We start from the raw sequence: 26,400 nt of genomic DNA, 5'->3' as shown, positions 1-26,400 counted from the left end.
GGCCCCTTCGGGGGCCCCCGCCGTTTCACCTACTTAAAAACAGGGACGTTCTTAAAAACTCCGGTCCGTCTGCCGAGTTCTCATCCCGTAAAACGTTCTTTCCTTAGTTGCCCGTTCTGAATATCCTATTCGGCATGCATTTTCGAGAAGGCGTTCAATCCGTAACCGTTCTTCTTTTTCTTGCGTTTCTTTGTCCTGTGATCGCTTCCGCCGGTGTGCAGGACGCCGCCGTCGTTCCCTCTACGGTTTCTTTCGAGGAAGCGGTGCGCACGGCGCTGTCGAACGCCCGGGAGGTCAAGCTCGCCGTCCAGGACGTCCGCATCTCCGCGGAAGGAAAGACCCGCGCCGAGGCAGGACGGCTTCCCCGCCTGGACGCAAGCACCGACTACACCATGCTCTCCGAGCCGCCCGGCGCAATCATCCAGAATATGACCGTGCAGACATCGGAACGAAACGTCTGGCGCGGCCGGGCCAACGCAACGCAGACGATTTACGATTTCGGGAGGACGCGGTCCCTCGTCGACCAGGCGCAGGCGCGTGTCGAAACCGCGGAGAACGTGGAGGGCCTCACACGCGAGCGGCAGGCGATGGAGGTCATCTCGGCATTTCTATCCGCTCGGCGGGCCGAAGAGCTGCGGCAGGTCGCCGACGAGTCGCTCACCGCCGCCAAGGATCACCGGCGCGTGGCGGGGAACCAGTACGATTTCGGGGTCGTTGCGAAGAACGACGTCCTCGCCGCAGAAGTGCAGGTGGCCAACGCCGAATCGGTTGTGATCGTCGCCGAGAACCAGGTGGAACTTTCCCGCTCCCGGCTTGCGCTTAGGATGGGATATTCGGGGGAGCGGTCGGTGACGCCCGCCTCCGGGCCTTTCCCCGCTCCTCCGGAAACGCTTCCTTCGCTGGAGGAGAGCCTGCGGGCTGCGTTGGTAAAGCGCAGCGAACTGCGCGTCCAGGACGCCTCGGTGCGTGAAGGAGAGGCGGCGCTTGCGGGCGCACGGGCCGAGTTCGCCCCCACCTTCTTCGGGCAGGGCGGCTACCAGTACGAAGATAACGATTTCAATCCGCACAAAAGCGTTTTTTCGCTGGTCGTCGGGGGGAAGGTGAACCTGTTTTCCGGTTTTTCCGACGAAGCGGCAAAAAGACAGGCGCTGCTGTCGATAGGGCGGCGGAAGGAAGGGCTCTTGAAACTGCGGGATGAAATCTCCCTCGAAGTGAAGGCGGCGCATCTTTCGGTGACCGAAGCCGCCAAGCGGAAGGCGGTGGCGGAGGCGGCCGTCGCCCGAGCGGAGGAGAACCTTCGCATCCAGAACGACCGGTACAAGGAAGGGCTGGCGATCTCAACCGAGGCGCTGGACGCGCAGACGCTATTGACGCGCGCAAAGGTGGATCTTCGGAACGCTGCCTACGATCTTCACGAATCGCGTTACCGCCTGCTCGCCGCCCGCGGCGAGCTTTTGGAGTTCCTGATTCCGCTGACAGGCGCCGGACGGTAAGGCGTTGTCCCGCCATTCCCGGATACTTCTTTTCGCGTCGATCCTCGTCTTTATTCTGTCCGCGTGTTCATCCACCAATAACGGATCCATCGGAGTCCGGCTCGAATACCCGCAGGATGGGCTCGCCGCAGCGCCGACCGGCCCTGCGGGTGCCGCTCCGAACGACGGATCGCCCCGCCCGCGCTATACGAAGCTGCCCGGCAACCGCATCCTGATACGTGTTCTTGCGCCGCACATCGCCGCCCCGATGGAGGCGTGGTTCGACCGTTCGGCGGGCAGAGGAGAGATATCGGGGATCCCGCCGGGGACGCGCATCGCTGTTGAGGTGGACGAGTACGACAATTCCGCGACGACCCTGCTGGGACGCGGCTGGTACCAGGGGATAACGCTTTCCGCCGGAGAATATCGCGAGGTCCCGGTCGCGATGTACGACCGGGGGACGATCGTCAGGATCTGCGGAGCCGCGCCCGTCAGCGGCGCCGGCACCTCGGGCGACTCCGGCGACGGCGGCCTCGCGACGGCCGCACGGCTCGACAGCCCGCTCGCGGTGAAGGTCGGACCCGGAGACGAGGTCTTCGTTTCCTCGTCCGCCTACAACCGGATCAGGAAGATCGACCGGTACGGCTATATCTCGCACTACGCAGGCGACGGAACGATCGGGCTTCTTGCAGACGGCATGGCGGCAGCGACCGCGCCGATCGGGGAAACGATCGACATGGATATCGGTCCCAACGGCGACCTTTTCCTGATCACCCTGGACCAGCAAATCGTCAAGATCGACAGGACGACCGGCCTGATCTCGATCAAATACGACGCGCAGAAGGGGAACTTCAATACCTCGATGAAGCCCGACCTCGCCGTGGCGAACGACAACGAGATCTACTACACCAACGGCCTCGACCCGAAGGTCTACCTCGTCCAGAACGGGATCCGTTCTGCTTACGTTGACAACAACACCCCATGGCAGACTGGAGAAGGCGCCGAAAAAGATAAATACCCATCAATGTATCCTGCAAGCATTACCTACAACCCGAGTGGTCCATACCTTTATTTCGCTGAGCGCGACCGGAAACGCGTTAAATCCGTATCCATGGGAGTTGGTAGAATTTATACGATTGCAGGTACAGACCCCGGAATAACTTTTTCAGATGAAATCGATCCTCTTGTTGTGAATCTTGCATGGCCCGTGATGTGTGAGCTGGATCGCATCTATTCGAATCAATATATTCGAGAAAGATATGCGCACAGGATTTTAATTATTCGTGCAACCAACAGAATATATCTGCTTGCTGGGACCGGAACGTCCGGATACTCTGGCGACGGTCTTGTCGCCACATCCGCCAACCTAAACAATCCTTCCGCCGTGGCCGTCGACTCCCGCGGCAACGTCTACATCGCCGACTCCGGCAACCACGCCCTTCGGATGGTCATCGGCGGCGCCCTGCCTTAAGGTGAAAAAGCCGAACTGGGTCTACATGCTGGAGTGTGCCGGCGGCTATATCTATACTGGAAAAGCGGCGATACCCGTGGAGAGAAAGCGCCGATCGCGCCGAGCATGGGCTGTTAATTATCACGCGGGCCGAATAGAGAGAGTGAGCGGATGACTGAATCGGGACAGGAAAACGATTTCGCCTTCCGTGATGTGCCGAGGCTCGGGCGGCGGCTCTTCCGGATGGGGATTTCCGGCACCTTCAACCTGGACGAGGCAGGGTGCCGGGAAGCGCTGGAACGCATCCAGTACGTTTTCTGGAGCCCGCGGATGAAGGGGCTTTCCGCCGCGCTCCGCGTGGCACTTGCCCGCGACCGGGAGCGGTACGTGGTTTCAGCGGGTCCGATGCTCGGCTACTTTCCGGGCGCAGTACGCCGGGCCGTCGAATCGACGCTCCGGACATTGAACATAGACTACCTCGATGTATTCCAACTCTACTGGTTAGGAAAGATGTCCGCCTTGACCGGCGCGGTACAGGAGGAAATGGCGAAACTGCGCGATGAAGGGAAGGCACGCGCTTTGGGAGCGTCGATGCACGACCGCCCCCGGGCCGGAAAACTTGCCGAGAACTCGATTCTCGACCTTCTCATGATCCGATATAACGCCGCCCACACGGGGGCGGAGCAGGATATCTTCCCGCACCTTGCGAGCCGCCGTCCCGCGGTGGTCGCATATACCGCAACTGCCTGGAAGAAACTTCTGAGCGCACCGCGGAATTGGAAGGGGAGGGTGCCCACGGCGGGCGACTGTTACCGGTTCTGCCTCACGAGCCCGCACGTGGACATTGTGCTTCTCGGGCCTCGCAACGCGGCAGAATTGCGCGAAGACCTGGCTGCGATCGACAAGGGGCCGTTATCCCCGGAAGAAATGTCATTCATGAGAGAGTTCGGACGCGCCGTCCACGGATAGCGGCGCGAATATTTGTTCCAGGCGGGTCATAAATTCATGCGAAAGGACATCCTATGAAGAAATCGTTCGGGCCCAAGACGCTTGTATTCCCCACCCCGGTCTGGATAGTGGGGACGTACGACAAGGAAGGGAAACCGAACGCGATGGCAGCGGCCTGGGGCGGGATCTGCTGCTCCAGGCCTCCCTGCGTGGGCGTTTCACTCAGGAAAGCCACCTACTCATACGCGTGCATAGTCGAGCGGAAGGCGTTCACGATCAGCGTCCCGTCCGAGGCGCATTCCAGGGAAGCCGATTACATCGGCATCGTGTCCGGGAAGAACGCAGACAAGTTCGCAACAACCGGGCTTACTCCCGTCCGCGGCACGCTTGTCGACGCGCCGTACGTCGGCGAATTTCCCCTTGTCCTCGAATGCCGGCTGCTCCATTCAGTCGAGATCGGGCTGCACACACAATTCATAGGCGAGATCCTCGACGTAAAAGCGGAGGAATCGGTGATCGGCGAGACGGGACTCCCCGACATCGAGAAGGTGAAGCCTATCTTGTTCGAGCCGGAGGTCAACACTTATCATGGCGTCGGCCGTTTCGTCGGGAAAGCATACAAGATCGGCCGCGAGATCGGCTGATAAATACCACGCAATATGACATAATATGGTGCAGGTGATGGCACCACCCAGGAACATCATTATGCGCACCACTCTTTCCATTGCGCCGGACAAAATCGATGAGCTCGTGCGGGTGACGGGAGCCGTGAGCAAACGGCAGGCGGTGGAGACCGCTATCGACTCGTTCCTTATGCGAGCAAGGATGAAGAAGCTGAAATCGCTGAAAGGGAAGGTAAACGTTGACGACAGCTGGCGGAAAGCACGGGAGCTGGATATTACCCGGCGATAATATCTTTGTCGACACATCCGCTTGGGTGGAGTATTTCCGCGGTCCGGCGCATGAGCTTGGCAGGCAGCTCGATACGGCGCTTGACGAAGGGCGCGCCACAGGCGCGGGTGTCGTCCTTATGGAATTGCTTCAGGGGGCAAGGGATGAACGGTCGATGAGGAAAATCGAGGATATGTTCGATGCGCTTCCTCTCCTCGATATCGGTCTCGATACCTGGAACGCCGCGGGAAAGCTGTCCAATCGTTACAAAAAGAAGGGACTGATCCTTCCGCTTCCGGATGTGCTGGTCGCACAATTATGCATCGAGAATAATGCGTTTCTTTTGACTACGGACCGGCATTTCGAGAAAATACGTGAAGTTCATCTTTTAAACGGAGTCATTTTTCCGACGTCGCGGAAGGATTGATCCGCCTTGCCTGGACCCGTGGCGCCTGTTCGGGACGGTCACTTTTTCTTCGATAGCGTCCAACCGGAGCAGACGGTTTCGAAGGAGAATCCCGTCGTTACGCCCGGGATTTCCAGCACGTAATAGCCTTCGCCTCCGACTCCGCCTCCTTCCAGCGTGGTTGTTTGTTCTCCCTTGCGGAGGGCCGTGTCGGGATGGACCGTCACCAACTCCTTCTTCCCCCTGCCCTTCGGATCGAAATAAACCTTGATGTCCTTGTTGGTCCGCAGTTCGTCGCACTTGGTCTTGAGTATGAATTTGCGGATCCGCTCGCCCGTCTTGAATACATGGGGTTCGGTATCCAGACCGATCTCGCATCCTCCGGCGACGTTTTGCTTCCCGTGCGTGGATGCCAGGGACCATCCTGTGCAAACGACGTCGTCAACTCGCCTGACGATATCCTTTTTCCCGGCGGGCGCATCCGCCTTCAACTGGGTGACGTATCTACCGCCGCTTGCCGGGTCGCCGCCCGTGAGCCGTATGGTATGCTCACCCTTTTCGAGCACGACGTCCGTCGCGACCTTGACGATCTGCTTTCCGACGGCGCCCCCCTCGTGCCAGACTTCGATATCCACGGGCCTGGTTTTTTCCCGGCAGCGGTACTTGAGCAGGAATGAGTGAATGCGTTCCCCTGTTCGCACCACGCCTGGTTCGGTTTCGAGGTCGAGCAGGACGCAACTGTACTCGGGCGGTTTCTCGGCGGGACGGGGAGGTCCGCCCCTTTTCCCTTTGTCGTCCGCCGAAAATGCGGTACCGGAAATTAGCACGCTCGCCAGGACGAAAAGATATGCGGCCTTTCTCATCGCTGCACCCCCACATGGTTCATAAGGACGGCGAATCCGACCGCTTGAGCATATGAAATATTTTCAAGGTGGGCAATAGCAACGCCGCGCGCCCGGTCAAGGAATTATCCTTGCCATGGTGAAGTTCGCGGCCGTGTCGTCGCCCGCCCTAAGGTCGGCGATCGCCGGGGCCATCCCCACCGCGAACGCCGGGCCGTTTGGAGATCCCGGCGGCGACCATCCGAACCCGTCGATACCGTAGAAGGCTCCGGGAATGTTCCCCGGCAGATACGGAAACTCGTAAGGGGCCTGCATCCGTCCACTCACCATCGTCCATGTCATCGGGCCTGACGCCTGCGTCGGCAGGAAGGAGTCGACGACCCTGCCGCCGTGAACCGCCAGCAGGTAGACCTTGTCCAGGGTCATGGGCTTGTTCAGTAACGAGAAGATCGCGCCGGATGCGACCGCAGGCGAAGCCGGAGCCGATACCGGCAATCTCGAGCCGAACGTCGGGCCGGGGACTCCCGATACAGGGCCGGGAGCCGTGTTGTCGAATACGACGTAGGCGCTGGGGGCGAACAGGTGCGCATCCGCCACCGCCCCGAACCGTGCGATGCCGCCTCCGCCGTTCCACTCTTGCGGCGTCACGTAACCGGCGACGAGCGTGGTTGTCCCGTTTGCGTAGGCGCGAAGGTGAAGCTTCCCGTTGGACAGCGCGATGTTGTCGAAGAATATGCCTGTGAACGGCGAGATATGACGGAAACGAATCTCGTACGGATACTCGACGGGTGTGCCGGCGGCGGTGTTGTCGAGCGTCTGGTAGAAGTTGACCCACGAGCCGGTCGGGCTCACGCTCGTGTTCGCCGGGAACTCGCCGCTTCCCGAGGGCATGTCGATCGCGGGTCCCAGATCGGTGTTCGCTCCCGCGTTGACGGTCACCCCCCGCACTATCACAGTGTCCACGTTCCTCCCCCGCATGACGACGTCATAGGTCCCGGGCCTCAGGAACGACAGGCGGAACGCGGTGTTGTCGCCCTGGAAGCCGACGGCCGTAAACCGCCTCACATGGTAAAGATTGTCGGTGCCCGGACCGGCCTCCAGTTGCTCGGCCTTGAACACGAAGTAATACCCGGCGGCGCGTGTCGCGGCATCGATCCTGCCGGTAATCGACCCTACGTTGTCGCAGTCGAAATACCGCAGCCTCGGCTTGAGAATGTACTCACGGTTTCCGTTTCCGGCGTTCCCGAACGGAACGACATCGTGGCCGATATCGATGTCGATGGCGAGATTGAGCGTCCCGCCCTCAGTCACCTGGAACGATCCGTCGAGCTTGATGCCATGGTCTGCGGCGGGGACGCGAAGCGGAGCAACGGCGCCGCCCACGATTACCTCGTTGTTGTACGGAGAAAGGTAGCTCGAGTCCTCGGTCGGCGCGAGGACGATACGTATCTGCCGGTAGTGCCCCACCGGAAGTTTCCTGTCGAGGATTTGCGAAACCGCGCCGTCGGTCAGGCGGGCGAGGTCGACCGTTTTGGGCGAAGGAAGCGGGTACTTGAGCCACCCGTCGTCTCCGGCTCCTGCCGCGTCGCTCGTATGGAACCAGACCGACTTGACCGTGACGAGAACGTTATCGAATTCGATTTCATTGCCCGGGGCATCGGTCAAGCTGATCTGCCCGGTGCCTGTCGGGCCGCCGTCCCCGCCTCCTCCGCAGGTCGCGAGAACGAACATCAGCAGCGCTGCCGGAATCAAGAGGAATGGATTGCATCTCATCGGAGTATCCTCCTCCAAGGCGGGATAGGAAAATCGATTTCGCCGCGTATAACCCGAATAACGCCGAAAAAGTTTCCGGAAAAAGGTAAAGGATTGAATGGAAAGGGTTTTATTTTGGGAATTATGTGAGACGATAGGAACGACGCGCCGGCGGTGCGCATCGAAGTTTCCGGCGCCGGAACGAAATTTCCGGCACGAAATGAAAAGGGGGTTTGCCGATGAGATACAAGCTATTCGGTAACACCGGCTTGAGGGTATCGGAGCTGTGCCTCGGCGCGATGACGTTCGGCGAGGAATGGGGGTGGGGGTCGTCGAAGGAGGATAGCCGAAAAGTCTACGATCGCTTCGTGGAGGCGGGGGGGAACTTCATCGACACCGCGAACCTTTATACAAACGGAACGAGCGAGCGGTACGTGGGGGAGTTCATAGCTTCCGATAGAGGGCATATCGTCCTTGCAACGAAGTACACCCTGACGCTTCGCCCTGAAGACCCGAATGCGGGCGGGAACCACAGGAAGAACCTGGTCCAGTCGCTCGACGCGAGCCTGAATCGCCTCAACACGGATTACATCGACCTGCTTTGGGTGCATGCGTGGGATTTCATGACGCCTTCCGACGAGGTCATGCGTGCGCTGGATGACGCCGTGCGGGCGGGGAAGGTGATCTACATCGGCGTATCGGATGCTCCGGCGTGGATCGTCTCCCGTGCGAACACGCTGGCGGAACTGAAGGGATGGACATCCTTCGCGGGCCTCCAGATACAGTACAGCCTGATAGAAAGGACTCCCGAACGTGACCTCCTGCCGATGGCGAAGGCGATGGACATCGCGATAACGCCGTGGGGCGCGCTGGGAGGAGGCATGCTGTCCGGGAAATACAAATCAGGGAAAGGGAAGCCTCACGGAGCGAGGTACGATGTCGCCGCCGAATGGGGCAGCGTCTTCCTGACGGAACGCAACTTCCGGATAGCGGACGTCGTCTCGGAGGTCGCGGCGGAAACGGGCCGTTCCGCCTCCCAGGTTTCACTGGCGTGGCTGCGGCAGCAATCGTGGGGAGTGATCGTGCCGATAATCGGGGCCAGGACGGTGGCGCAGGTCTACGACAACATGGGGTGCCTTGACCTGGTGCTGACGGACGCCCAGTTGTCCCGCCTGGACGAAGCGAGCAGGATCGAGCTCGGGTTCCCGCACGATTTTCTCGTGGGAGCGAGGAAATACGTTTTCGGCGACACGTACCCGCTGATCGATGCTCACCGCACGCGGAGCTGAAACGCGATCAACGGATTGAAAAACGGTGTCCCTCCGCCTCGCCACGTGAGGAGAAGGGACACCGTTCGAATGCCGTAGCTGGGTGGTCGATGCGCTAAAGGTTCATGGTGGCGCTACCTCACAAGCCTGCTCTTCCTTATCAACCGGGTCACTTTCCTTCCTTCATTTCCGGTTTCGGTTCCGTCTCCGGCGCCGGCCCGCCTTTCCTCATTTTCTCCCCTTTCATCGGGGCCCAGATGGGGAAGCCCTTCTCGTCGCGAAGTTTGAGCAGCGAGTCGCCCTTCTTCACCTGCGCGGCGAGCAGGAACGTTTTCCCGCGCTTTCCGGTGACCCGCGAGCCGGTCACCTCCAGTTTGTCCTTCTCGCTGAACTTGAAGCCCTCTTTTTCCAGGAAGGACGACGGGCCGATTTGAACGGGGATTTCTTCCTTCTCCGTTTTCAGGACCAGGCTTATGCCTGTCCCGGCGCCCCTGCGATGAGTAAACTCCCTAACCTTGAGAACCTCTCCCGAAACCGTCTCGACGGTCTTCAGGTCGTACTTCATCCTGTGGTGCTTCCGTCCGCCGAATTCCCTGCAATCCTTCTCCGCGGCGTGCGCCGCAAACGCGAACAGAAGGGCAAGCCCCGCGAACAGGAATAATTTCGTCGAGAACCATTCTTTCTTCATTGCCTTGTCTCCTCCTCGAGAAAATGGCGGTTGAATAACCGCCTATCCCTTTGAACCCGGAGGCGGAGGATAAAGTTTCCACCGAAAGCGGAGCGGCGCTCGAATGCTACCGTATTTATGAAATGAAGCACTTAGGGTCGTTATTTCAGTGCGTTCGCCGAACGGGTGCGCGCGAGGACGATCGAGACGACCGCGTAAGAGATCAACACGGCGGAGACGATCTGCGATTCCGAGAAGGGGCCCAGGAAGCCCCTCGGGTCGTCGCGGAAAATTTCAAGGAAGGACCGGACGATTCCGTAGACGATCAGCAACGCCCAGAACCTCATGCCGGGAGTTTCGAACCGGTCGCGGGTGACATACAGCCCGCCGGCTATGGCGAAGGCGGCGAGCGATTCGTAGATCTGGGTCGGATGGAGATGCACATGCAGCGGGGCGAGCGATGCCGGGTCGGTGAAAACGATGGCCCAGGGAACGGTGGTCAATTTTCCGTAGCAGCAGCCTGCGGCCGTGCATCCGATGCGCCCGAACGCCAAACCTAAAGGGATGCCCAGGGAAGATGCGTCGGCAACCTGCAGGAACGGCATGCTGTTCTTGCGCAGGAACCAGAAGGACGCCGCAAGCGCCGCGATGAAGCCGCCGTAGAAGACCAGCCCGCCGTTCCACAGCCGGAGGATCTCCACCGGATCGAACCGGTAATGCTCCCAGTAGACCAGTACGTGGAAGACGCGCGCGCCGGCGATGGCCGCAAGCACGACCCAGAAGCCGAGGTCGTAGAATTTCTCCCGGTCGAGCCCTTTCCGGTCGATCTCCTTCCCGGCGACCCAGAGCGCCGCGAGAAATCCGATCGCCACGAACACCCCGTAGGAGTAGATCTTGAGGCTTCCGATCTTAATGAGTACGGGGTGCACCCTCGACCTCCTTCGACCAGAATAGCATGTCGATTATGAGGAGGATGATTCCTGCGGTGATCCCGATGTCGGCGATGTTGAAGGCGGGCCAATGATGGTGCCGCCAGTGCAGGTCGAGGAAATCCACCACGTAGCCGAGCCGCGCCCTGTCTATCAGGTTCCCGATCGCCCCTCCGAGAACCAGCCCCAGTCCGCACGGCGCAGGTCCGTGCCCCGGAAGGATGTGGATATACGCCAGGACCGCGACGACCGCCAGCACAGTTGTCACGATCAGCAGGGGATTGACCCAGTGGGGATTCAGATTGGACAGCATCCCGAAGGCGACTCCCGTGTTCCGCACGTGGACGATGTTGAAGAAGCTTTCGTAAACGGTCCGTGACTCGAAGAGCGGGAAATTGCGGACGATCCACACCTTGCTGTACTGGTCGGCGACTGTAAGGACGGCCGCGGCAATCACGGGGTGGGCGAACTTTCGAAGGACGCTCAAGGAGGAGGCCTACCTGCTTCCCGCCGCATCGGCGCACCGCTCGCACAGCTCGGGCGCGGAAGCGATCGTGCCGACTGCGGGAGTATGGTTCCAGCAGCGTTCGCACTTGGGCCACGGAGCTTTTTCCACCGTCGCTTTCAGGCCGGGGAACGCCGCGCTCTCGTATGTCCCGGGGCCCGAGACGTCTTCGACGGAAATCCCGGAGACGATCAGGACCTCCTTGATGGCCTGTAGGCGGGTCGAGAAAATGCCGGCGAACGGCCCCGGCGAAACGCGCACAAGCGCATCCTGGTCGCTCCCGATCAGCTTGGCCTTGCGCGCCGCTTCCAGCGGTTGGGCGATCTCCGCGCGCAGCACGAGAATTCTGTCCCAACGCGTCGCGATCTCCTCGGCCTCCAGGAGCTCCACGGGTTCCGGCAGGTCGGTCAGGAATACGCTCTCCGGTTTTCCCGGGTAAGCGGGGAGATATCCCCACGCCTCCTCGGCGGTGAACGAAAGGACCGGGGCGAGCAATGAAAGCAGGCCTCGCGCGATTTCGAACAGCGCGGTCTGGGCGGAGCGCCTTCCCGGATCGTCCGCTTTCGAGCAGTAAAGACGGTCCTTCAGCACGTTCAGGTAGAAACTCGACATGTCTACCGAGCAGAAGTTGTTCACCGCGTGGAAAATCAGGTGGAACTCGTAGTTCCTGTACGCGCGCAGGACCTTCTCCGCAAGGCGGTTGAACAGAACGAGCGCGTACCTGTCCATCTCCTGCATCAGCTCATACGGCACGGTGTCCCGCGCGGGATCGAATCCGTCGATGTTGCCGAGCAGGAACCGGATGGTGTTCCGGATCTTCCGGTATGCTTCCGTCAGGCGGTCGAGAATATCTTTCGAAATGCGGATATCGTCCCGGTAATCTTCCGCGGCTACCCACAGGCGCAGGATCTCCGCCCCGTTCTTCTTGATGATTTCTTCGGGGGCGATGACGTTCCCCTTCGACTTGTGCATCGCCTCGCCTTTTCCGTCGACGACGAAACCGTGGGTCAGCACCGCCCTGTATGGCGCCGCCTGCCTCGTCCCCACCGCTGCCAGCAGCGTGGAGTGGAACCATCCGCGGTGCTGATCGGACCCTTCCAGGTACAGGTCCACCGGGATGCCCAGGTTTTCCTTCCCTTCGCATACGCACGCGTACGAGACGCCCGAATCGAACCAGACGTCCAGGATATCGGTCTCCTTCAGGAACTCCGTCCCCTTGCATTCCGGGCAGGAGACTCCCGGCGGCAACAGGTCCTTCACTTCCCGGTTGAACCAGGCGTCGGCGCCTTCACTGTCGAACAGGCCCGCGACGTGGTCGATCAGATTGCGGTCGAGCAGGTAATGCCCGCAGGCGGCGCATTGGAAGATCGCGATCGGGACGCCCCACGCCCGCTGCCGCGAGATGCACCAGTCGGGCCGGTTCGCGATCATCCCCTCGATCCGTTCCTGCCCCCACGAGGGAATCCACCTGACCTTTCGGATCTCCGACAGCGCTCTCACCCGAAGGCCCGTGTTGTCCATCGAGATGAACCACTGCTTCGTCGCGCGGAAGATGACCGGATGCTTGCAACGCCAGCAATGCGGGTAGGAGTGGGAAACCTTGTCTTCTTTCAGCAGCCCGCCGACCTCTGCCAGCTTCGCGTTGACACGCGGGTTCGCCTCGAATACCTGCAACCCCGCGAAGAATGGTACGTCCTTCGTGAAGCGGCCCGCGTCGTCCAGCGGGGCGTATATGTCCAGGCCGTATTTGAGCCCCGTTTCGTAGTCCTCGCGCCCGTGGCCCGGCGCGGTGTGGACGCACCCGGTGCCCGCATCGAGCGTGACGTAGTCGGCAAGGACGATGACGGAATCCCGCCCGGCGAAGGGATGCCGGCACCGCAGCCGTTCGAGGCCCGTCGCATGAAACGATGCAAGGCGCGCGGGATCGCCCAGTCCGACCTCGGCCGCGAACCGCTCCGCGAGACCTTCCGCAACCACGTAAACCTCGCCGCCGGCGTCGAGCGCGACGTAGGTGTATTCGGGGTGGAGCGCGATTCCCAGGTTCGAAGGGATCGTCCATGGTGTCGTCGTCCAGATGACAAAATACACCTTCTTCCCGGCAAGAGCGGGGTGGATCTTTTCCGGCGGATCGATGAAAAGGAATTTAACGTATATGGAAGGCGAGGTGTGGTCCGCGTATTCGACCTCGGCCTCGGCAAGCGCGGTCCGGCAGGTGGCGCACCAGTAGACGGGCTTGGTCCCCTTATAGACGGCTCCCGATTCGACGAAGCGGCCGAATTCACGCAGGATACCGGCCTCGTAGTCGAACGTCATCGTCCGGTACGGATTCTCCCAGTCGCCCAGGACCCCCAGCCGCCTGAATTCCTTCCGCTGGATGTCGATGAATTTCGCGGCGTACTCCCGGCAGAGCTTCCGTTTCTCCCCTGTGGGGATCGCTTCCTTCCTGCCTCCCAGGTTCTTGTCCACCTGGTGCTCGATCGGCAGCCCGTGGCAGTCCCAACCGGGGACGTATTCGGCCCAGCAGCCGGACATGCACCGGAATTTCACGATTATGTCTTTCAGGATCTTGTTGAGCGCGTGGCCGATGTGTATATGGCCGTTGGCGTAAGGCGGGCCGTCGTGGAGCACGAATTTCGCGCTTCCCTTGCGGCGTTCGGCCATCGCCCGGTAAAGGCCGTCCTTTTCCCACCGGGCAAGGGTTTCGGGCTCCCGTTGCGCGAGATTCGCCCGCATGGGGAATCCGGTCTGCGGCAGGTTCAGCGTGTCCTTGTAATCCATCTTCGGCGTGACCCCGTCTAACCGTTTAAAACGATACTTATATCACTATTTGAAGAGATTGCGGAAGAAGTCGCCGATGCCGCGAAGCCCTTTCCTGACGGACTCCACCAGCGGATGCACCTGGTGGAGCGGGCACGTTTCCTTCGGGACGGTCCCCTCGATGAAAGCCTCTGTGAAACGCTCCGGGCATGCGGAAGTGGCGAGGAAGCCCGAGGCGGGATCGATTTCGGCGGTAACGATCCCCTGCGGCGGTTGAAGCGCCCGCGGTCCCGCCGAGGAGTATATTGACTTCATGAACCGGCTCCAGATGCGGAGCGCACCCTCCGCCCCGGTTACCCCCGTGTCCCCGCCTGAGTCCCTTCCCACCCACACGGCGCACACGACCTCGGGCGTATATCCCACGAACCAGGAATCGCGGTTCTTGTCGGTCGTCCCGGTCTTGCCCGAGGCGGGGAAACCGATCCCGGCGGAGCGGGCAGGCTTGCCGGTCCCCCGGTCTATCACCCCTTCGAGCGCATACGAGACAAGATACGCCGCCCTCTGATCGACGGCCTGCTTCACGCCGGATTTTCCCAGGTAGACCGTTTCTTCCTTCGCCCCGATGATGGAATCGAGCGGGAACGGGTTGTAGCGCATCCCCCCCGAGGCGATGGTCGCATAGGCGTACGCCAGTTCGACGGGAGTCACCTCGAAGCTGCCGAGCGCAAGCGACGGAACGGGGGATAGCGGGCTTTCGATTCCCGCATCCCGCGCGGTGGAGACGATCTCCTTGAGCCCGATCTGCGTCGCCAGCCGGACGGTGGCGGTGTTCACGGAATTCTCTATCATCCGGCGTACGGTGATCGTTCCGTACCGTTTCCCCTCGAAATTGGCGGGCGTCCACGCCCCCTCGGGCGTGGGAATCGAAACGGGTTCCCCCGACACGGAGGTGGCGAGGGTGATCTTCCCCTTTTCCCTGGCGGCCTGGTCCATCGCGGCAAGAAGCACGAACGGCTTGAACGCGCTGCCGGGCTGGCGGATTGCGTCGGCTGCCCGATTGAATTGAGTATCGCCGTACCCTCGGCCTCCCACCATCGCCGTGAGCTCGCCCGTGGCGGGATCTATGGCGACCAGCGCCGCCTGGAGCGGTTCGCCGGCTTTCCCCTTGCGCTGATCTATGTCGGCGAGACCCCGGGAAACGGCCGCTTCCGCAGCCGCCTGGTGGAACGGGTCGAGCGTCGTATAGATCCGAAAGCCCGCACGATAAACCTTTCCGTCGCCAAGGCTGTCTTCCGCGAATTTCTGGATGTAATCGGCGAAGTATTCCGCCCCTCGCGCAGGGGCGCGCCTGACGTTCGTCCGGACGGGAGAGCGGGCCGCATCCCGATATTCCTCCTCGCGGATCATCCCCAGTTTCGACATCCGGGAAAGGACCCAGTTCCTCCTCTCCTTCGCCGCGGCCGGCATACGCAACGGCGAATACCGGTTGGGTGAACGGATGATCCCCGCCAGCAACGCCGCTTCTTCGAGGGAGAGCCTGTCGACCCCCTTGGAAAAGTAGTGCCGCGCCGCCTCTTCGACGCCGTAAACGCCTTGAGGCCCCTCCTGCCCGAGATAGATCTGGTTGAGGTACGCCGCCAGTATTTCCTTTTTCGAATAACGGAGCTCGATCAGTAGCGCCAGCTCCGCTTCGCGCAGCTTCCGCCACAGGCTTTTCTTCGGGGTCAGGAAAAAGTTCTTCGCGAGCTGCTGCGTGATCGTCGAGCCCCCCTGCGCGTACCTCATATGGCGCAGGTTGGCGAAGACCGCGCGTGCGACGCCGATCGCGTCGATGCCGGCATGGGAATGGAAGCGGGAGTCCTCCGCCGCGAGGACCGCGTCCTGCAGCCTCTTCGGGATGGCATCCAGAGAAACCGGCCTGCGGGACTCCCTGCCGGGCCCGAGGATCCTTCCGACCTCCTCCGGATCGATCACGACCTCTTCGAGCGGAGCGCCGGCGGTAGTGGCCATCGCGGCGATCCGGCCGTCCTTGACCTCGATTTCCACGGGGAACTTCCGCTCTTCCTGCTCGCCGTAGCGGAAATTACGGATGTGGATACGGATACGGCCCTCTCCTTCCGACCATGTGCCGGGATCGTGCGGTTTGCCCGCGACTTTCCTGTATGAAAGACGGGAAAGCCGCTCCGAAAGCCTCAAGTTGGCGAGGGAATCGCCGGGATGGATACGCGTGGGACGGCCGTACAGGATGGAAGGCACTTCCCATGCGCCGCCGGACATGGCGATCCCGACCTTGTAGTACAGCCATCCCGCCCGAAGGAGAAGGAAGACGGCGACAGCCGCGAGAAGGATGCCTCCGCGAAAATAACGCTTCAATCCCATGATAGTGCGGCTTGCATCAACATGATGATGCGGCTTGCGTCAGATCGTGCGCCCCGCAGCGGAGATGAATCCCGCCAGAGCCTCCATCATCTCCCGGAATTTTTCGAACGTGAGCGATTGCGGCCCGTCGGAGAGGGCCTTTTCCGGCTTCGGGTGCACCTCTATCATCAGGCCGTCGGCGCCTGCAGCCACCGCCGCGCAAGACATCGGCGGGACGTACGCCGCGTGCCCCGTCCCGTGCGACGGGTCGACGATTACGGGCAGGTGAGTGCGCTCCCGAAGGACGGGGATCGCCGAGAGGTCGAGCGTGTTCCTGGTGGCGTCCTCGAAAGTCCGGATTCCCCGCTCGCAGAGGATGACCTGGCGGCTGCCTTCCGACATGCAGTATTCCGCGCTCATCAGGAATTCCGTGATCGTGGTCATCATTCCGCGCTTTAGAAGTATAGGCCGCTTCGATTTCCCGATCCGCTTCAGCAGGGCGAAGTTCTGGACGTTGCGCGCTCCGACCTGGAGGATGTCGGAATAGTCGGCGACCAGCTCGACGTCGATCGGGTTCATGACCTCGGTCACCACGGGCATACCCGCCTTGTCCCCCGCGGCGCGGAGGATCTTCAGGCCCTTCTCGGCAAGCCCCTGGAACGCATAGGGGGAGGTGCGGGGTTTGAACGCCCCTCCGCGCAACACATGCGCCCCGGCGGCTTTCACCGCCCGCGCCGTGTCCACCATCTGCTGTTCGCTCTCCACGGAGCAGGGGCCCGCGATGACGAGGAGCTGGCGGTCGCCGACCGTAACTCCGGGCGCTATCTTGATCGTGGTGCGTTCGGGCTTGACCTCGCGGCTTGCGAGCTTGTACGGCTTGAGGATGGGAACGACACGCTCTACGCCCGGTAGAGATTCGAGGGATTGCAGGACGATCTTCCCGCGCTCGTCGCCGATGGCGCCGATGACCTTCCGCGTTTTCCCGTGGATCGTGTGGGGCGTGTACCCCAATTCCTTGATTTTTTCGAGGACGGAGCGGATTTCCGTTTTGGAGGCCCTGGCCTCCATGACGATGATCATGAATATCTCCCTTTCGATGGACGTATTGTTGTAAGCCCCGGGAAGGCATCCATTATAGGCAAACGGACACTTTATTTCCATCGGGACGGGGGTTATCCTGAATGTTGCCTCGTGCCCGCGCATTTATCATCGGCAGAAAAGGAGAAGGGCGATGAAGAAAATCGCGGCAGGGATCCTGGCAGTTATCTTTTTTGCGGCGCTTGCGGCCACGGCGCAGGCGGCGGACAGGTACGAACGGCCTGAGCGGTATCGGAACGGGGGCCCCCCGCCGCCGCGGGGAGCGGGCGCTCCTCCTCCCACGCACGCCGTGTACGGCCAGCCCTACTTCTTCGTGCACGGGGGCTTCTTCGAGCCCAATGACGACGCGCCTACAACTACTGGCGGCGGCCTGGGCGGGTACGACACGGGCAGCAGCTTCGACCTCGGCATCGGGTCCCGCGTATCGCCGAACCTTGCGATCGAAGGCGCCTTGGGAAGATTCGAAGCCGAGAGGGGCTCGGATGAGGTCAGCGTGGTTCCGCTGACGTTCGGCCTTCGGTTGATCCTGCCCCATCCGGTGCTCGAGCCGTACGCCGGCGCGGGGCTCGGCATGTACTTCGCGGACCTGAAAGAGCCGGGGATCGACGATTCCGACACGACCGTCGGCGCTTATTTCTCGCTGGGCGTGGATGCATGGCTAAATCCGCGTGTCGCATTGAACTTCGAAGGGAAATATCACTTCGTCGAACCCAAGTTCAGCGGGATAGATGTCGATACGAGCGGATGGTCCCTGGGTATGGGGGTACGGGTATCGTTCTGAGAAGCCTCGATCCGCACGATCCGCCCCGGGTCCTCCTTCTGGGGGGATCCGGGGCTTATGCGCTCCCGGAAGGGACGCTTGGGCGCCGTCTTTCCGTCCGCAGCGTGCGAACCCCTTTCGGCATCTCCAACCCAATCCATAAATGCGAAAAAGACGGCTTCCGTTTTCTCTTTCTCTCCCGGCACGGGGAACGGGGGTACGAAAAAACCGCGCCGTACGTCAATTACCGGGCGAATATCTACGCGGCGAAATCGCTCGGCGTCGAGCGTATCTTCGCATGGACGGGACCGGGAATCCTCTCCGCGAAATATCGTCCCGGCGATCTCGTCCTTCCCGACGATCTGCTCGATTTCACCCGGAACCGCCCCTCCACCTTCTTCGAAGGGCTGGGGATCGGGTTCATCCGCCAATTCCCGGTATTTTGCGAAACGCTCCGCGGTGCGCTTCGGGAAGCGTGGAAAAACGAAAAGGCCGGGATCCGGCTGCATGCCGCGGGAACATACGCATGCACTGAGGGGCCGCGTCTCGAGACGCCTGCCGAGATCCGCTTCCTGGGAACCGCCGGGGCGGACATGGTGGGGATGACCCTGTGCCCGGAGGCGTTCCTCGCGCGGGAGTTGGAGATCTGCTACGCGCCGCTCGGCTACCTGACGAACTACGCGGAGGGAGTAAAATCATTGCCGTACCGCAGCGGGAAACTTTTCGAGGGGATGCTCCCCGAAAAAGCGGCCGAGCGCGTGGAGCGGGCGAAAAACGCCATCCCGGCGCTGGCGCTGGCGGCGGCATGTTCGCTCGCCGGCCGGAAAAGGGATTGCCCCTGCGCCGTTTCGATGGAAAGATATCGTCGGCGGGGGATCATCGGCGATGATTTCAGAAGGTGGGTATCCGCCAGGCCCGGTAAGAAATGCGGGCTATAGCAGGAGGAGCGGTTGAAGGTCCGCGAGGAACAGATTCGGAGCATCTGCCGTGTGATCCTTTCCCGCTGGAAGGAGAAGCGGCTGTTCCGGCCGAAAGCCGCCGACGACGTCCTGCTGGCGAAAATGATCGGTGAGATAACGAAGGACTTCCAGCGGGAGGAAGCGCTCGACAGGGAGGTCGAGGCGCTGCTGGAGAAGCATTCCCGGGAGCTGGTCCAATCGCAGGCAAGCGCCCACCTGATGTTCCAGAAGATAAAGGAACGACTCGCGAAGGAACGGGGGATCGTCCTTTGATCGCTCCTTCCGTCCATGGAGATACGCGTTGCGGCTGACGGAAGACCGCATATCCCACCTTTCGCGCCTTGTGATCGACAGGCTGTACAAGGACGATCTTGCCGATTTCCCCGACGAGGGGATGGCTCTGCGCGAGGCTAAGGCCGCCCTGCAGGCATACGTCCGGGCGGAGGACGACGTGGACACCTTCGTCAGGCGGAAAATCGCAAGCCTTTCCAGGAAGGTCCCGGAAGGCGGACGGGAATGGGAGATCCTTTACCGGAAGTATTTCGAGGAGGAGATCGCCCGCAGGAAGCTTTAAATGGTGAAAAATGCGGGTTTACCGCATTTCCGCGCAAGTCCGCCGTCTTTTCCGTTTTTCCATTACCCCCTTGACATCCTTTCGCCGCGTTGATTATTATCGTTGTTAGCACTCAACCCTGGCGAGTGCTAACAGCCGAAAGGCCGACACTCCATAAACATCCGCAGGAGGAGGCACCATGAAGGTGAAGCCGTTGCAGGACAGAATCCTGATCAAGCGTGTGGAAGAGGAAACGAAGACCAAGGGCGGAATCATCATCCCCGACAGCGCAAAGGAAAAGCCTCAGGAAGGGCTGGTCATCGCCGTAGGTCCCGGCAAGGTGACCGACAACGGAACCCGGGTGACCCCCGAAGTGAAGAAGGGCGACCGCATCCTTTTCGGAAAGTATTCCGGAACGGAAATCAAGGTCGATGGCGAGGAGCACCTGATCCTTCGCGAGGACGACATCCTCGCCGTACTCGAAAAATAACAATCACCCATTGACGGGACGAAAAAAGGAGGAACGTTACGATGGCGAAACAGCTCAAGTTCAGTGAGGAGGCCCGCGCCGGCATCAAGATCGGCGTCGACATCCTGGCCGACGCCGTGAAGGCGACGCTGGGGCCCCGCGGCCGCAACGTGATCATCGAGAAGTCGTTCGGCTCCCCGCTTGTCACCAAGGACGGCGTGACGGTGGCCAAGGAGATCGAGCTCCCCGATAAGTTCGAAAACATGGGCGCGCAGATGGTGAAGGAGGTCGCCTCCAAGACGAGCGACGTGGCGGGCGACGGGACCACGACGGCCACGGTGCTGGCGCAGAAGATCTACCAGGAAGGCTCCAAGCTGGTGGCGGCGGGATACAACCCCATGGACCTCAAGCGCGGTGTAGACAAGGCGGTCGAGGCGGTGGCAGGCGAATTGAAGAGGATGTCCAAGCCCACCAAGGATCCGAAGGAAATCGCCCAGGTCGGCACGATTTCCGCGAACAACGACGAGACGATCGGCAACATAATCTCCGAGGCGATGTCGAAGGTCGGCAAGGAAGGCGTCATAACCGTCGAGGAAGCCAAGGGCATGGAGACCACCCTCGAGATCGTCGAGGGGATGCAGTTCGACCGCGGCTATCTTTCCCCGTACTTCGTCACCGATCCCGAAAGGATGGAAGTCATCCTCGAGGATCCGTACATCCTCATCCACGAGAAGAAGATCTCCAACATGAAGGACCTGCTCCCGCTGCTCGAGCAGATCGCTCGCTCCAGCAAGCCGCTCCTCATCGTGGCGGAAGAAGTCGAGGGCGAGGCGCTTGCAACCCTGGTGGTCAACAAGCTCCGCGGCACGCTGCACGCCTGCGCCGTGAAGGCCCCCGGCTTCGGCGACCGGCGCAAGGCCATGCTGGAAGACATCGCCATCCTCACCGGCGGCAAGGCCATCGCGGAAGAGATGGGGATCAAGCTCGAGGCGGTCCAGCTTTCCGACCTCGGGCGTGCCAAGCGCGTCGTGATAGACAAGGACAACACAACGGTCATCGACGGCGCCGGCAAGAAGGCCGATATCGAGGGCCGGGTGAAGCAGATCCGCGCGCAGGTCGAGGAGACCACCTCCGACTACGATAAGGAAAAGCTCCAGGAGCGTCTGGCGAAGCTGGTCGGCGGCGTTGCCGTCATCAACGTCGGCGCGGCGACCGAGACCGAGATGAAGGAGAAGAAGGCGCGGGTGGAGGACGCCCTGCACGCGACCCGCGCGGCGGTGGAGGAAGGGATCGTGGCGGGCGGAGGCGTGGCCTACATCCGCGCGGCTTCGTCCCTCGACGGCGTCAAGCTCGACCACGACCAGGCGGCGGGCCTCGACATCGTCCGCAAGGCGCTGTTCGAGCCGGCAAAGCAGATCGCCATCAACGCCGGGCAGGACGGCGGCGTCGTGGTGGACAAGATCAAGAACGGTAAGGGCGCTTTCGGCTACAACGCCGCCACCGAGGAGTTCGAAGACCTGATCAAGGCCGGGATCCTCGATCCCACGAAGGTGACGCGCGTCGCCCTCCAGAACGCCGCATCGGTGGCGGGACTTATGATCACCACCGAGTGCGCGATCGCCGAGAAGCCGGAAGATAAGGAGAAGATGCCCCCGATGCCTCCGGGCGGCGGCGGGATGTATTAAATACTTGAAGCCGGGGACGTTCCTGAACTTATTTTGGCCGAAGGAACGTCCCTTGATTTAAAGTATAATGGCGAACACGGGACGCCGCTGCCGGCCGACGGCAGCGGCGTCCCGCAACTTTGGGAGCGGGTCATGAACCGCGCTCCTGCAATGCGAGGATGAAGACCGTGCCGATCTACGAGTATCAGTGCCGCAAGTGCAACGGAACCACCGAGAAGCTTCAGGGAATACACGACGCTCCCCTGAAGCGATGCCCGTCATGCGGCGGGAAACTGGAAAAGAAAATTTCCGCGGGCGCGTTCGTGCTGAAGGGAGCGGGTTTTTACGCCAACGACTACCCCGGCAGCAAGTCGCACGACGGGGGTAACGGGAAGGCGCCGAAGAAACCGGCATCCTGTCCCGCCTCCGGCGGGGATGCTTCACCTGCCTGCGCCGGCTGCCCGAAAGCCGAATAATACTCCTTCGCTGCAATCTTCCGCGTCGTTCCCGATTTACAGCTACGGAGTACCCTCTGTAGCTTCAGTGGAGGAGGACCCGCTTCTACGGCGGGGCCGTATTTTGCGTAATATCTGTTAGAATCCTTTGAAAAAATCTGAGCGGAGGATTCCGACCCCTCCGTGTATTTTCGCGGAGGAGGGCATCGATGTCCGCTCAACTGATAGACGGAAAAGCCATCGCGGCGGCGGTCCGCGCCGAGGTCAAGGAGAAGGCGGCGGAGTTCTCCGCCCGCACCGGCATCCTCCCCTGCCTGGCAACGGTGCTCGTCGGGGAGGATCCGGCCTCGCGCGTCTACGTCCGGAACAAGGGGAAAGCGTGCATCGAAGCGGGGATGCTCTCACGGCAGATCGACCTGCCCGCGACCACGCCGGAGAAGGAGCTGCTGGATCTCGTGGCGCGGCTCAACGCGGACGGCTCCGTCCACGGGATCCTCGTCCAGCTCCCGCTTCCGGACGGGATCGAGGAGAGCAGGGTGATCGAAGCCATCTCCCCCGACAAGGATGTGGACGGGCTGCACCCCGTGAACGCGGGGCGCCTTCTCTCCGGGCGACCGGGGTTGATCCCCTGCACTCCGTACGGAGTCCTCAGGATGCTCGATCACGAGAAGGTCGACCTTAAGGGCAAGCATGCAGTCGTCGTCGGTCGCAGCATACTCGTCGGCAAGCCCGTAGCGTTCCTGCTGCTCGCCCGCCACGCCACGGTGACGATGTGCCATTCGCGCACGCAGGATCTGCCGTCCGTGGTGCGTTCGGCCGATGTCGTCGTTGCCGCGGTGGGGAAGGCCGGTATGGTCCGCGGCTCCTGGATCAAGCCGGGGGCGGTCGTGATCGACGTGGGGATCAACCGGCTTCCCGACGGAAAGCTGACCGGTGATGTGGCGTTCGATGAGGCAAGGGAGATAGCGGGGAAGATCACTCCCGTTCCCGGCGGTGTCGGCCCGATGACCATCGCCATGCTCCTTTGCAACACGCTGGAGGCCGCCCGGCTCCAGGCGGCGCGGAGCCGCACCTGAACCAGGGCGTTCCGACGGATCGGCTGTATGCGCGGACCCACGTCTGGGCTCGCCGGGAAGGGGCGGACCTGGTGCGCGTGGGCCTGACGCATGTGCCGGGTAGTTATCTCGGCGATGCGGTGTACGTCGAGCTTCCCCCGCCCGGAACGGAGATTGCCTCCGGCGAGCCTATCGGGCTTGTCGAATCGTCTTCGGCAGTGTGCGAAGTCGTGAGCCCCGTTTCCGGCTCCGTGGTCGAAATCAATCCCGTTGCGGAGCAATCCCCCGAAACGATCACCGCGGACCCTTACGGCGGAGGTTGGCTGCTTGTCGTCCGGCCGGCGGACTCCGCCGGGACGGACTCCCTTCTCTCCCCGGAGGCTTACGACAATATCGCGGGCGAGTGAGCCGTCACCGCAGGATGCGGGTGTGCGTCACGGTGTATTCGAAGTGGGCGCGGATCTGAAGGTTCGATATGTTGTAATCCGACGGGATCGGTGAATACGGGGCTCCTTTCCGGATCGCCCCTATGGCCTCTTCGTCCAGCGCCCGATTCCCCGAACTCCGGATCATTGTGGCCGACATCAGCTTGCCGTTCCTTGCGATGACGAAATCGATGATGACGTCTCCTTCGATGCCGTTGGCGCCCGCGGGGTAGCCCCATACCAACTCGATCTTCCGCTTGATGCCGGCGAAGTACGATATGTACTGGATTTCGGGGGCGTTCAGGGCGGTGAGTCTCGCGCCCCCGCCGCCTTCCTCGACGATCCCTCCCTTGTCGCCGGCCTTTCCCCTGGTTCCCACCGCGTTCCCCGGGCCGGAGCCGCTTCCAGGGCCGTCTTTTTTTGCCATCGCCAGGACCGTCGCTCCCAGCGAAGGGTTCAGGTCCCTGAGCGGTTTCCCCGCGCTCCCGGTTCCGCCCTGGGCGGATTTACCGGCGGAGCGCGCCGGCTGTTGCGAGGCTTCCTTCCCCGGCTGGCCGGCGGGAGTATCCTTCGGGCGCACATTCGCGAAGCTTTCCTCGGCGGGAAGGGCGGGATTGACCGGCAGGTCCGGCACTCGTCCCTTCATCATCCGGGGTGGAACCGGCTCTCTCCCCCTTGCCCTCGGGGGGGGCGGCGCGCGCTTTTCCGCCGGCTTCGGCGGGGCTCCCTCCATGATCCCCGCTTTCGGAGGAAGAAAATCCTGCGCCCGCGGAAGATCGGCGATGTCCACCACCATCACGCTTTCGCCCTTTCGGGCGGTCCACGGAACGAAAGAGGCGAGGAACAGAGCCGTCAGGTGCGCCAGGAAAGACAGCGCGATGCATATCGCTATCGTCCTGTTCTCAGGCATAACCTGACATTATAACAGCCTGATCGCTCTTTCCAATTGCGGGCTGCGCCTGTAACATCTTTTATATACCATCGCAGCAAGGAGCGCTTTCCCATCATCCCGATCCGAGACACGATTCCTTCCTCACGGACGCCGTTCGTCAACTACGCGCTGATCGTGCTGAACGTTTCTGTGTTTCTCTACCAGGTTTCGCTCGGCGACGCGGTGAACGACTTTCTGTACGCCTACGCGGTAATCCCCTACAGGTTCCGGCACCTGTTCCTGTCGAACCCGGTGGAAATAGTCACTCCGTTTTTCGCGATGTTCCTGCACGGAGGGTGGCTCCACATAATAGGGAACATGCTTTATCTTTACATCTTCGGCGACAACGTGGAGGACATGCTGGGGCACGGCCGTTTCCTCGCATTCTACCTTATGTGCGGGGTCGTCTCGTTCCTTGCGCAGATCCTGCTCCAGTCCAACTCGATGGTTCCCAACCTCGGCGCATCGGGCGCCATCGCGGGGGTCCTGGGCGCGTACATCCTTCTCTTCCCGCGGGCGCGCGTCGTGACGCTGCTGCCCATCTTCATTTTCTTCACCGTGGTGGAAATCCCCGCCTTCGTTTTTCTGGGCATCTGGTTCCTGATCCAGTTCGCGAGCGGCGCGATGTCGCTCGGGAGCTCCTCGGCTCTTACCGGAGGAGTGGCATGGTGGGCCCACATCGGGGGGTTCCTCGCCGGCATGTTGCTCCTCAAACTGATGGCGCCCCGGGGCACCCCGCGAAGGCCCGTCGTTCTTTGACAATTCCCTTGACACTAAAGTTCCTTTCAGACTTAATTGAGAACAATACTTGTGGCGACGGACCTACCGGCTGCCGGGCATTAGGGCAATCGGGAACCTGATAACACTCTCTTAAGGAGGACTGGAAATGACGAAGGCGGATCTGGTTGCTTCCATGGCTGAGGCGGCGGACGTCAGCAAGGCGGTGGCGGAGAAAGCGCTCAACGGATTCATCACCGCGATTGGCAAGGCGTTGAAGAAGGGCGACAAGATCGCCCTGACGGGGTTCGGCACGTTCAGCGTTAGCAACCGGAAAGCCCGTCTGGGCCGCAACCCGCAGACCGGCGAGCAGATCAAGATCAAGGCGGCGAAGGTTCCCAAGTTCTCGGCCGGCAAATCCCTTAAGGAAGCGGTCGGCGGCAAGAAGAAATAATCCACAGGTTCCCGCAGGCGGACAACCCGATCCCCCGGCCGCGCGCAGTTCGTGGCCGGGGATTTTTTTTTTTGACCCGCGTGGGCGTTTCCTCCAGCGGGTCACCGCCGCAGCTCCGAATCGCCGCGAGGAGGCGTCATGTTCTCGAAGATCCTTCTTCCCGCCGATTTTTCCGATTGCTCCGCCGAGGCCGCGAAGGTCGCGAGGCTCCTTGCGGAGCGTTTCGGCTCACGGATCACCGTGCTCCATATCCTCGACGAGCCCGCCGCCCTGGATCCCATGTTCCGCGGGGACGTCCCGCTGGAGCTGCTCCGCGGCCGCATGGAGTCGTACGCGAAGGAAAGCATGGACGCGTTCACGGCCGCGCACTTTTCCGGGTTCGCGAACTTTGATACGATGCTGGCCGTCGGAATCCCTTATCGCGAAATCATACGGAAGGCGCGGGAATGCGGCGCCGGCCTGATAGTGATCGGCACGCATGGACGCACGGGCGTGGAGCACGTCATCTTCGGCAGCACCGCCGAGAAGGTGGTTCGCAACTCCCACTGCCCCGTCCTTACCGTCCGCATGGGGGGAAAGGAATTCATTCAGCCGTAATAACATTCGGTCGAGAGG

At 61.5% G+C, this 26,400-nt stretch carries 28 protein-coding genes; 19 read left to right on the top strand and 9 right to left on the bottom strand.

The window, feature by feature from the left end; genetic code table 11:
• Window positions 1-134: 134 nt before the first annotated feature.
• The 6 genes from HY896_07505 (at window position 135) to HY896_07480 (ending at window position 5,188) form a co-directional block, all read left to right on the top strand.
• Entirely contained in the window at window positions 135-1,493 is a 1,359-nt protein-coding gene (locus tag HY896_07505) for a TolC family protein (protein ID MBI5576196.1), read from the top strand.
• A gap of 1,003 nt (window positions 1,494-2,496) precedes the next feature.
• Window positions 2,497-2,943 carry a hypothetical protein gene (locus tag HY896_07500; GenBank protein ID MBI5576195.1) on the top strand — a complete coding sequence of 149 codons (447 nt, stop codon included), beginning with the start codon at window positions 2,497-2,499 and terminating at the stop codon, window positions 2,941-2,943.
• A gap of 150 nt (window positions 2,944-3,093) precedes the next feature.
• Window positions 3,094-3,891: an aldo/keto reductase gene (locus HY896_07495; protein ID MBI5576194.1), complete on the top strand. Its 798-nt coding sequence runs from the start codon at window positions 3,094-3,096 to the stop codon at window positions 3,889-3,891.
• A gap of 53 nt (window positions 3,892-3,944) precedes the next feature.
• Window positions 3,945-4,514 (top strand): flavin reductase family protein, encoded by a 570-nt coding sequence (locus tag HY896_07490; GenBank protein ID MBI5576193.1) that lies wholly within the window; start codon window positions 3,945-3,947, stop codon window positions 4,512-4,514.
• 61 nt (window positions 4,515-4,575) lie between these two features.
• Window positions 4,576-4,782, top strand: a complete 207-nt coding sequence (locus HY896_07485) for a type II toxin-antitoxin system VapB family antitoxin (protein ID MBI5576192.1) — start codon at window positions 4,576-4,578, stop codon at window positions 4,780-4,782.
• A complete protein-coding gene (locus tag HY896_07480; GenBank protein ID MBI5576191.1) occupies window positions 4,733-5,188 on the top strand; it encodes a PIN domain-containing protein in 456 nt (151 codons plus the stop codon). The genes HY896_07485 and HY896_07480 overlap by 50 nt, the downstream gene beginning before the upstream one ends.
• A 38-nt stretch (window positions 5,189-5,226) precedes the next feature.
• Here the strand turns inward: HY896_07480 and HY896_07475 are convergent, their stop codons facing one another.
• Window positions 5,227-6,030 (bottom strand): hypothetical protein, encoded by an 804-nt coding sequence (locus HY896_07475; GenBank protein MBI5576190.1) that lies wholly within the window; start codon window positions 6,028-6,030, stop codon window positions 5,227-5,229.
• Between the two features lie 96 nt (window positions 6,031-6,126).
• Window positions 6,127-7,782 (bottom strand): DUF4382 domain-containing protein, encoded by a 1,656-nt coding sequence (locus HY896_07470; protein ID MBI5576189.1) that lies wholly within the window; start codon window positions 7,780-7,782, stop codon window positions 6,127-6,129.
• A gap of 218 nt (window positions 7,783-8,000) precedes the next feature.
• Here HY896_07470 and HY896_07465 point away from each other — a divergent pair, with 218 nt between their 5' ends.
• Window positions 8,001-9,050 carry an aldo/keto reductase gene (locus HY896_07465; GenBank protein ID MBI5576188.1) on the top strand — a complete coding sequence of 350 codons (1,050 nt, stop codon included), beginning with the start codon at window positions 8,001-8,003 and terminating at the stop codon, window positions 9,048-9,050.
• 148 nt (window positions 9,051-9,198) lie between these two features.
• On the opposite strand, the gene HY896_07460 is transcribed toward HY896_07465, so the two are convergent.
• The 6 genes from HY896_07460 to aroF form a co-directional block, all read right to left on the bottom strand.
• A complete protein-coding gene (locus HY896_07460) occupies window positions 9,199-9,717 on the bottom strand; it encodes a hypothetical protein (protein ID MBI5576187.1) in 519 nt (172 codons plus the stop codon).
• A 140-nt stretch (window positions 9,718-9,857) separates the two neighbouring features.
• Window positions 9,858-10,625, bottom strand: coding sequence for a prolipoprotein diacylglyceryl transferase (gene lgt, locus HY896_07455; protein MBI5576186.1), 768 nt, complete (start codon window positions 10,623-10,625; stop codon window positions 9,858-9,860).
• A complete protein-coding gene (gene lspA, locus HY896_07450) occupies window positions 10,606-11,082 on the bottom strand; it encodes a signal peptidase II (GenBank protein MBI5576185.1) in 477 nt (158 codons plus the stop codon). Before lspA ends, lgt begins: the two co-directional genes overlap by 20 nt.
• 39 nt (window positions 11,083-11,121) lie before the next feature.
• The gene (gene ileS, locus HY896_07445; GenBank protein MBI5576184.1) at window positions 11,122-13,908 is read right to left on the bottom strand and encodes an isoleucine--tRNA ligase; all 2,787 of its coding nucleotides are present in this window, start codon (window positions 13,906-13,908) and stop codon (window positions 11,122-11,124) included.
• 45 nt (window positions 13,909-13,953) lie between these two features.
• Window positions 13,954-16,266, bottom strand: a complete 2,313-nt coding sequence (locus HY896_07440; GenBank protein ID MBI5576183.1) for a PBP1A family penicillin-binding protein — start codon at window positions 16,264-16,266, stop codon at window positions 13,954-13,956.
• 39 nt (window positions 16,267-16,305) lie between these two features.
• Window positions 16,306-17,325 (bottom strand): 3-deoxy-7-phosphoheptulonate synthase, encoded by a 1,020-nt coding sequence (gene aroF, locus HY896_07435; protein MBI5576182.1) that lies wholly within the window; start codon window positions 17,323-17,325, stop codon window positions 16,306-16,308.
• 151 nt (window positions 17,326-17,476) lie between these two features.
• On the opposite strand from aroF, the gene HY896_07430 reads away from it, so the two are divergent.
• From HY896_07430 to gcvH, 9 genes are all read left to right on the top strand, one after another.
• Complete coding sequence (locus HY896_07430; protein ID MBI5576181.1) at window positions 17,477-18,124, top strand: porin family protein; 648 nt, start codon at window positions 17,477-17,479, stop codon at window positions 18,122-18,124.
• Window positions 18,088-19,041: an MTAP family purine nucleoside phosphorylase gene (locus tag HY896_07425; protein MBI5576180.1), complete on the top strand. Its 954-nt coding sequence runs from the start codon at window positions 18,088-18,090 to the stop codon at window positions 19,039-19,041. The genes HY896_07430 and HY896_07425 overlap by 37 nt, the downstream gene beginning before the upstream one ends.
• Window positions 19,042-19,053: 12 nt before the next feature.
• A complete protein-coding gene (locus HY896_07420; protein MBI5576179.1) occupies window positions 19,054-19,335 on the top strand; it encodes a DUF507 family protein in 282 nt (93 codons plus the stop codon).
• Between the two features lie 28 nt (window positions 19,336-19,363).
• The gene (locus tag HY896_07415) at window positions 19,364-19,636 is read left to right on the top strand and encodes a DUF507 family protein (protein ID MBI5576178.1); all 273 of its coding nucleotides are present in this window, start codon (window positions 19,364-19,366) and stop codon (window positions 19,634-19,636) included.
• A 178-nt stretch (window positions 19,637-19,814) separates the two neighbouring features.
• On the top strand, window positions 19,815-20,105 hold the full coding sequence (gene groES / locus HY896_07410; protein ID MBI5576177.1) for a co-chaperone GroES: 291 nt from the start codon (window positions 19,815-19,817) through the stop codon (window positions 20,103-20,105).
• Window positions 20,106-20,146: 41 nt separating this feature from the next.
• A complete protein-coding gene (groL, locus tag HY896_07405) occupies window positions 20,147-21,769 on the top strand; it encodes a chaperonin GroEL (protein ID MBI5576176.1) in 1,623 nt (540 codons plus the stop codon).
• A gap of 167 nt (window positions 21,770-21,936) precedes the next feature.
• Window positions 21,937-22,224 (top strand): zinc ribbon domain-containing protein, encoded by a 288-nt coding sequence (locus tag HY896_07400; protein ID MBI5576175.1) that lies wholly within the window; start codon window positions 21,937-21,939, stop codon window positions 22,222-22,224.
• A 188-nt stretch (window positions 22,225-22,412) separates the two neighbouring features.
• A complete protein-coding gene (gene folD / locus HY896_07395; protein ID MBI5576174.1) occupies window positions 22,413-23,279 on the top strand; it encodes a bifunctional methylenetetrahydrofolate dehydrogenase/methenyltetrahydrofolate cyclohydrolase FolD in 867 nt (288 codons plus the stop codon).
• On the top strand, window positions 23,276-23,665 hold the full coding sequence (gene gcvH / locus HY896_07390; GenBank protein ID MBI5576173.1) for a glycine cleavage system protein GcvH: 390 nt from the start codon (window positions 23,276-23,278) through the stop codon (window positions 23,663-23,665). Before folD ends, gcvH begins: the two co-directional genes overlap by 4 nt.
• A 4-nt stretch (window positions 23,666-23,669) precedes the next feature.
• Here the strand turns inward: gcvH and HY896_07385 are convergent, their stop codons facing one another.
• A complete protein-coding gene (locus HY896_07385; protein ID MBI5576172.1) occupies window positions 23,670-24,593 on the bottom strand; it encodes a TonB family protein in 924 nt (307 codons plus the stop codon).
• Window positions 24,594-24,686: 93 nt separating this feature from the next.
• On the opposite strand from HY896_07385, the gene HY896_07380 reads away from it, so the two are divergent.
• The 3 genes from HY896_07380 (at window position 24,687) to HY896_07370 (ending at window position 26,382) form a co-directional block, all read left to right on the top strand.
• Window positions 24,687-25,373: a rhomboid family intramembrane serine protease gene (locus HY896_07380; protein MBI5576171.1), complete on the top strand. Its 687-nt coding sequence runs from the start codon at window positions 24,687-24,689 to the stop codon at window positions 25,371-25,373.
• Window positions 25,374-25,500: 127 nt separating this feature from the next.
• Window positions 25,501-25,785: an HU family DNA-binding protein gene (locus HY896_07375; protein ID MBI5576170.1), complete on the top strand. Its 285-nt coding sequence runs from the start codon at window positions 25,501-25,503 to the stop codon at window positions 25,783-25,785.
• A gap of 138 nt (window positions 25,786-25,923) precedes the next feature.
• Window positions 25,924-26,382: a universal stress protein gene (locus tag HY896_07370; GenBank protein ID MBI5576169.1), complete on the top strand. Its 459-nt coding sequence runs from the start codon at window positions 25,924-25,926 to the stop codon at window positions 26,380-26,382.
• The last annotated feature ends 18 nt before the right edge of the window (window positions 26,383-26,400 follow it).

The organism is Deltaproteobacteria bacterium, assembly GCA_016218975.1.
Classification (GTDB): domain Bacteria; phylum Desulfobacterota; class Deferrimicrobia; order Deferrimicrobiales; family Deferrimicrobiaceae; genus JAENIX01.
Note: the sequence above shows the minus strand (reverse complement) of the source record. Positions and strands in the feature narration are given on the sequence as shown.

Coding starts and splice junctions, on each gene's coding strand:
- HY896_07505 (MBI5576196.1), top strand. CDS start 135: ATGCATTTTCGAGAAGGCGTTCAATCCGTAACCGTTCTTCTTTTTCTT.
- HY896_07500 (MBI5576195.1), top strand. CDS start 2,497: ATGTATCCTGCAAGCATTACCTACAACCCGAGTGGTCCATACCTTTAT.
- HY896_07495 (MBI5576194.1), top strand. CDS start 3,094: ATGACTGAATCGGGACAGGAAAACGATTTCGCCTTCCGTGATGTGCCG.
- HY896_07490 (MBI5576193.1), top strand. CDS start 3,945: ATGAAGAAATCGTTCGGGCCCAAGACGCTTGTATTCCCCACCCCGGTC.
- HY896_07485 (MBI5576192.1), top strand. CDS start 4,576: ATGCGCACCACTCTTTCCATTGCGCCGGACAAAATCGATGAGCTCGTG.
- HY896_07475 (MBI5576190.1), bottom strand. CDS start 6,030: ATGAGAAAGGCCGCATATCTTTTCGTCCTGGCGAGCGTGCTAATTTCC.
- HY896_07470 (MBI5576189.1), bottom strand. CDS start 7,782: ATGAGATGCAATCCATTCCTCTTGATTCCGGCAGCGCTGCTGATGTTC.
- HY896_07465 (MBI5576188.1), top strand. CDS start 8,001: ATGAGATACAAGCTATTCGGTAACACCGGCTTGAGGGTATCGGAGCTG.
- HY896_07460 (MBI5576187.1), bottom strand. CDS start 9,717: ATGAAGAAAGAATGGTTCTCGACGAAATTATTCCTGTTCGCGGGGCTT.
- ileS (MBI5576184.1), bottom strand. CDS start 13,908: ATGGATTACAAGGACACGCTGAACCTGCCGCAGACCGGATTCCCCATG.
- HY896_07440 (MBI5576183.1), bottom strand. CDS start 16,266: ATGGGATTGAAGCGTTATTTTCGCGGAGGCATCCTTCTCGCGGCTGTC.
- aroF (MBI5576182.1), bottom strand. CDS start 17,325: ATGATCATCGTCATGGAGGCCAGGGCCTCCAAAACGGAAATCCGCTCC.
- HY896_07430 (MBI5576181.1), top strand. CDS start 17,477: ATGAAGAAAATCGCGGCAGGGATCCTGGCAGTTATCTTTTTTGCGGCG.
- HY896_07425 (MBI5576180.1), top strand. CDS start 18,088: ATGGTCCCTGGGTATGGGGGTACGGGTATCGTTCTGAGAAGCCTCGAT.
- groES (MBI5576177.1), top strand. CDS start 19,815: ATGAAGGTGAAGCCGTTGCAGGACAGAATCCTGATCAAGCGTGTGGAA.
- groL (MBI5576176.1), top strand. CDS start 20,147: ATGGCGAAACAGCTCAAGTTCAGTGAGGAGGCCCGCGCCGGCATCAAG.
- folD (MBI5576174.1), top strand. CDS start 22,413: ATGTCCGCTCAACTGATAGACGGAAAAGCCATCGCGGCGGCGGTCCGC.
- HY896_07385 (MBI5576172.1), bottom strand. CDS start 24,593: ATGCCTGAGAACAGGACGATAGCGATATGCATCGCGCTGTCTTTCCTG.
- HY896_07375 (MBI5576170.1), top strand. CDS start 25,501: ATGACGAAGGCGGATCTGGTTGCTTCCATGGCTGAGGCGGCGGACGTC.
- HY896_07370 (MBI5576169.1), top strand. CDS start 25,924: ATGTTCTCGAAGATCCTTCTTCCCGCCGATTTTTCCGATTGCTCCGCC.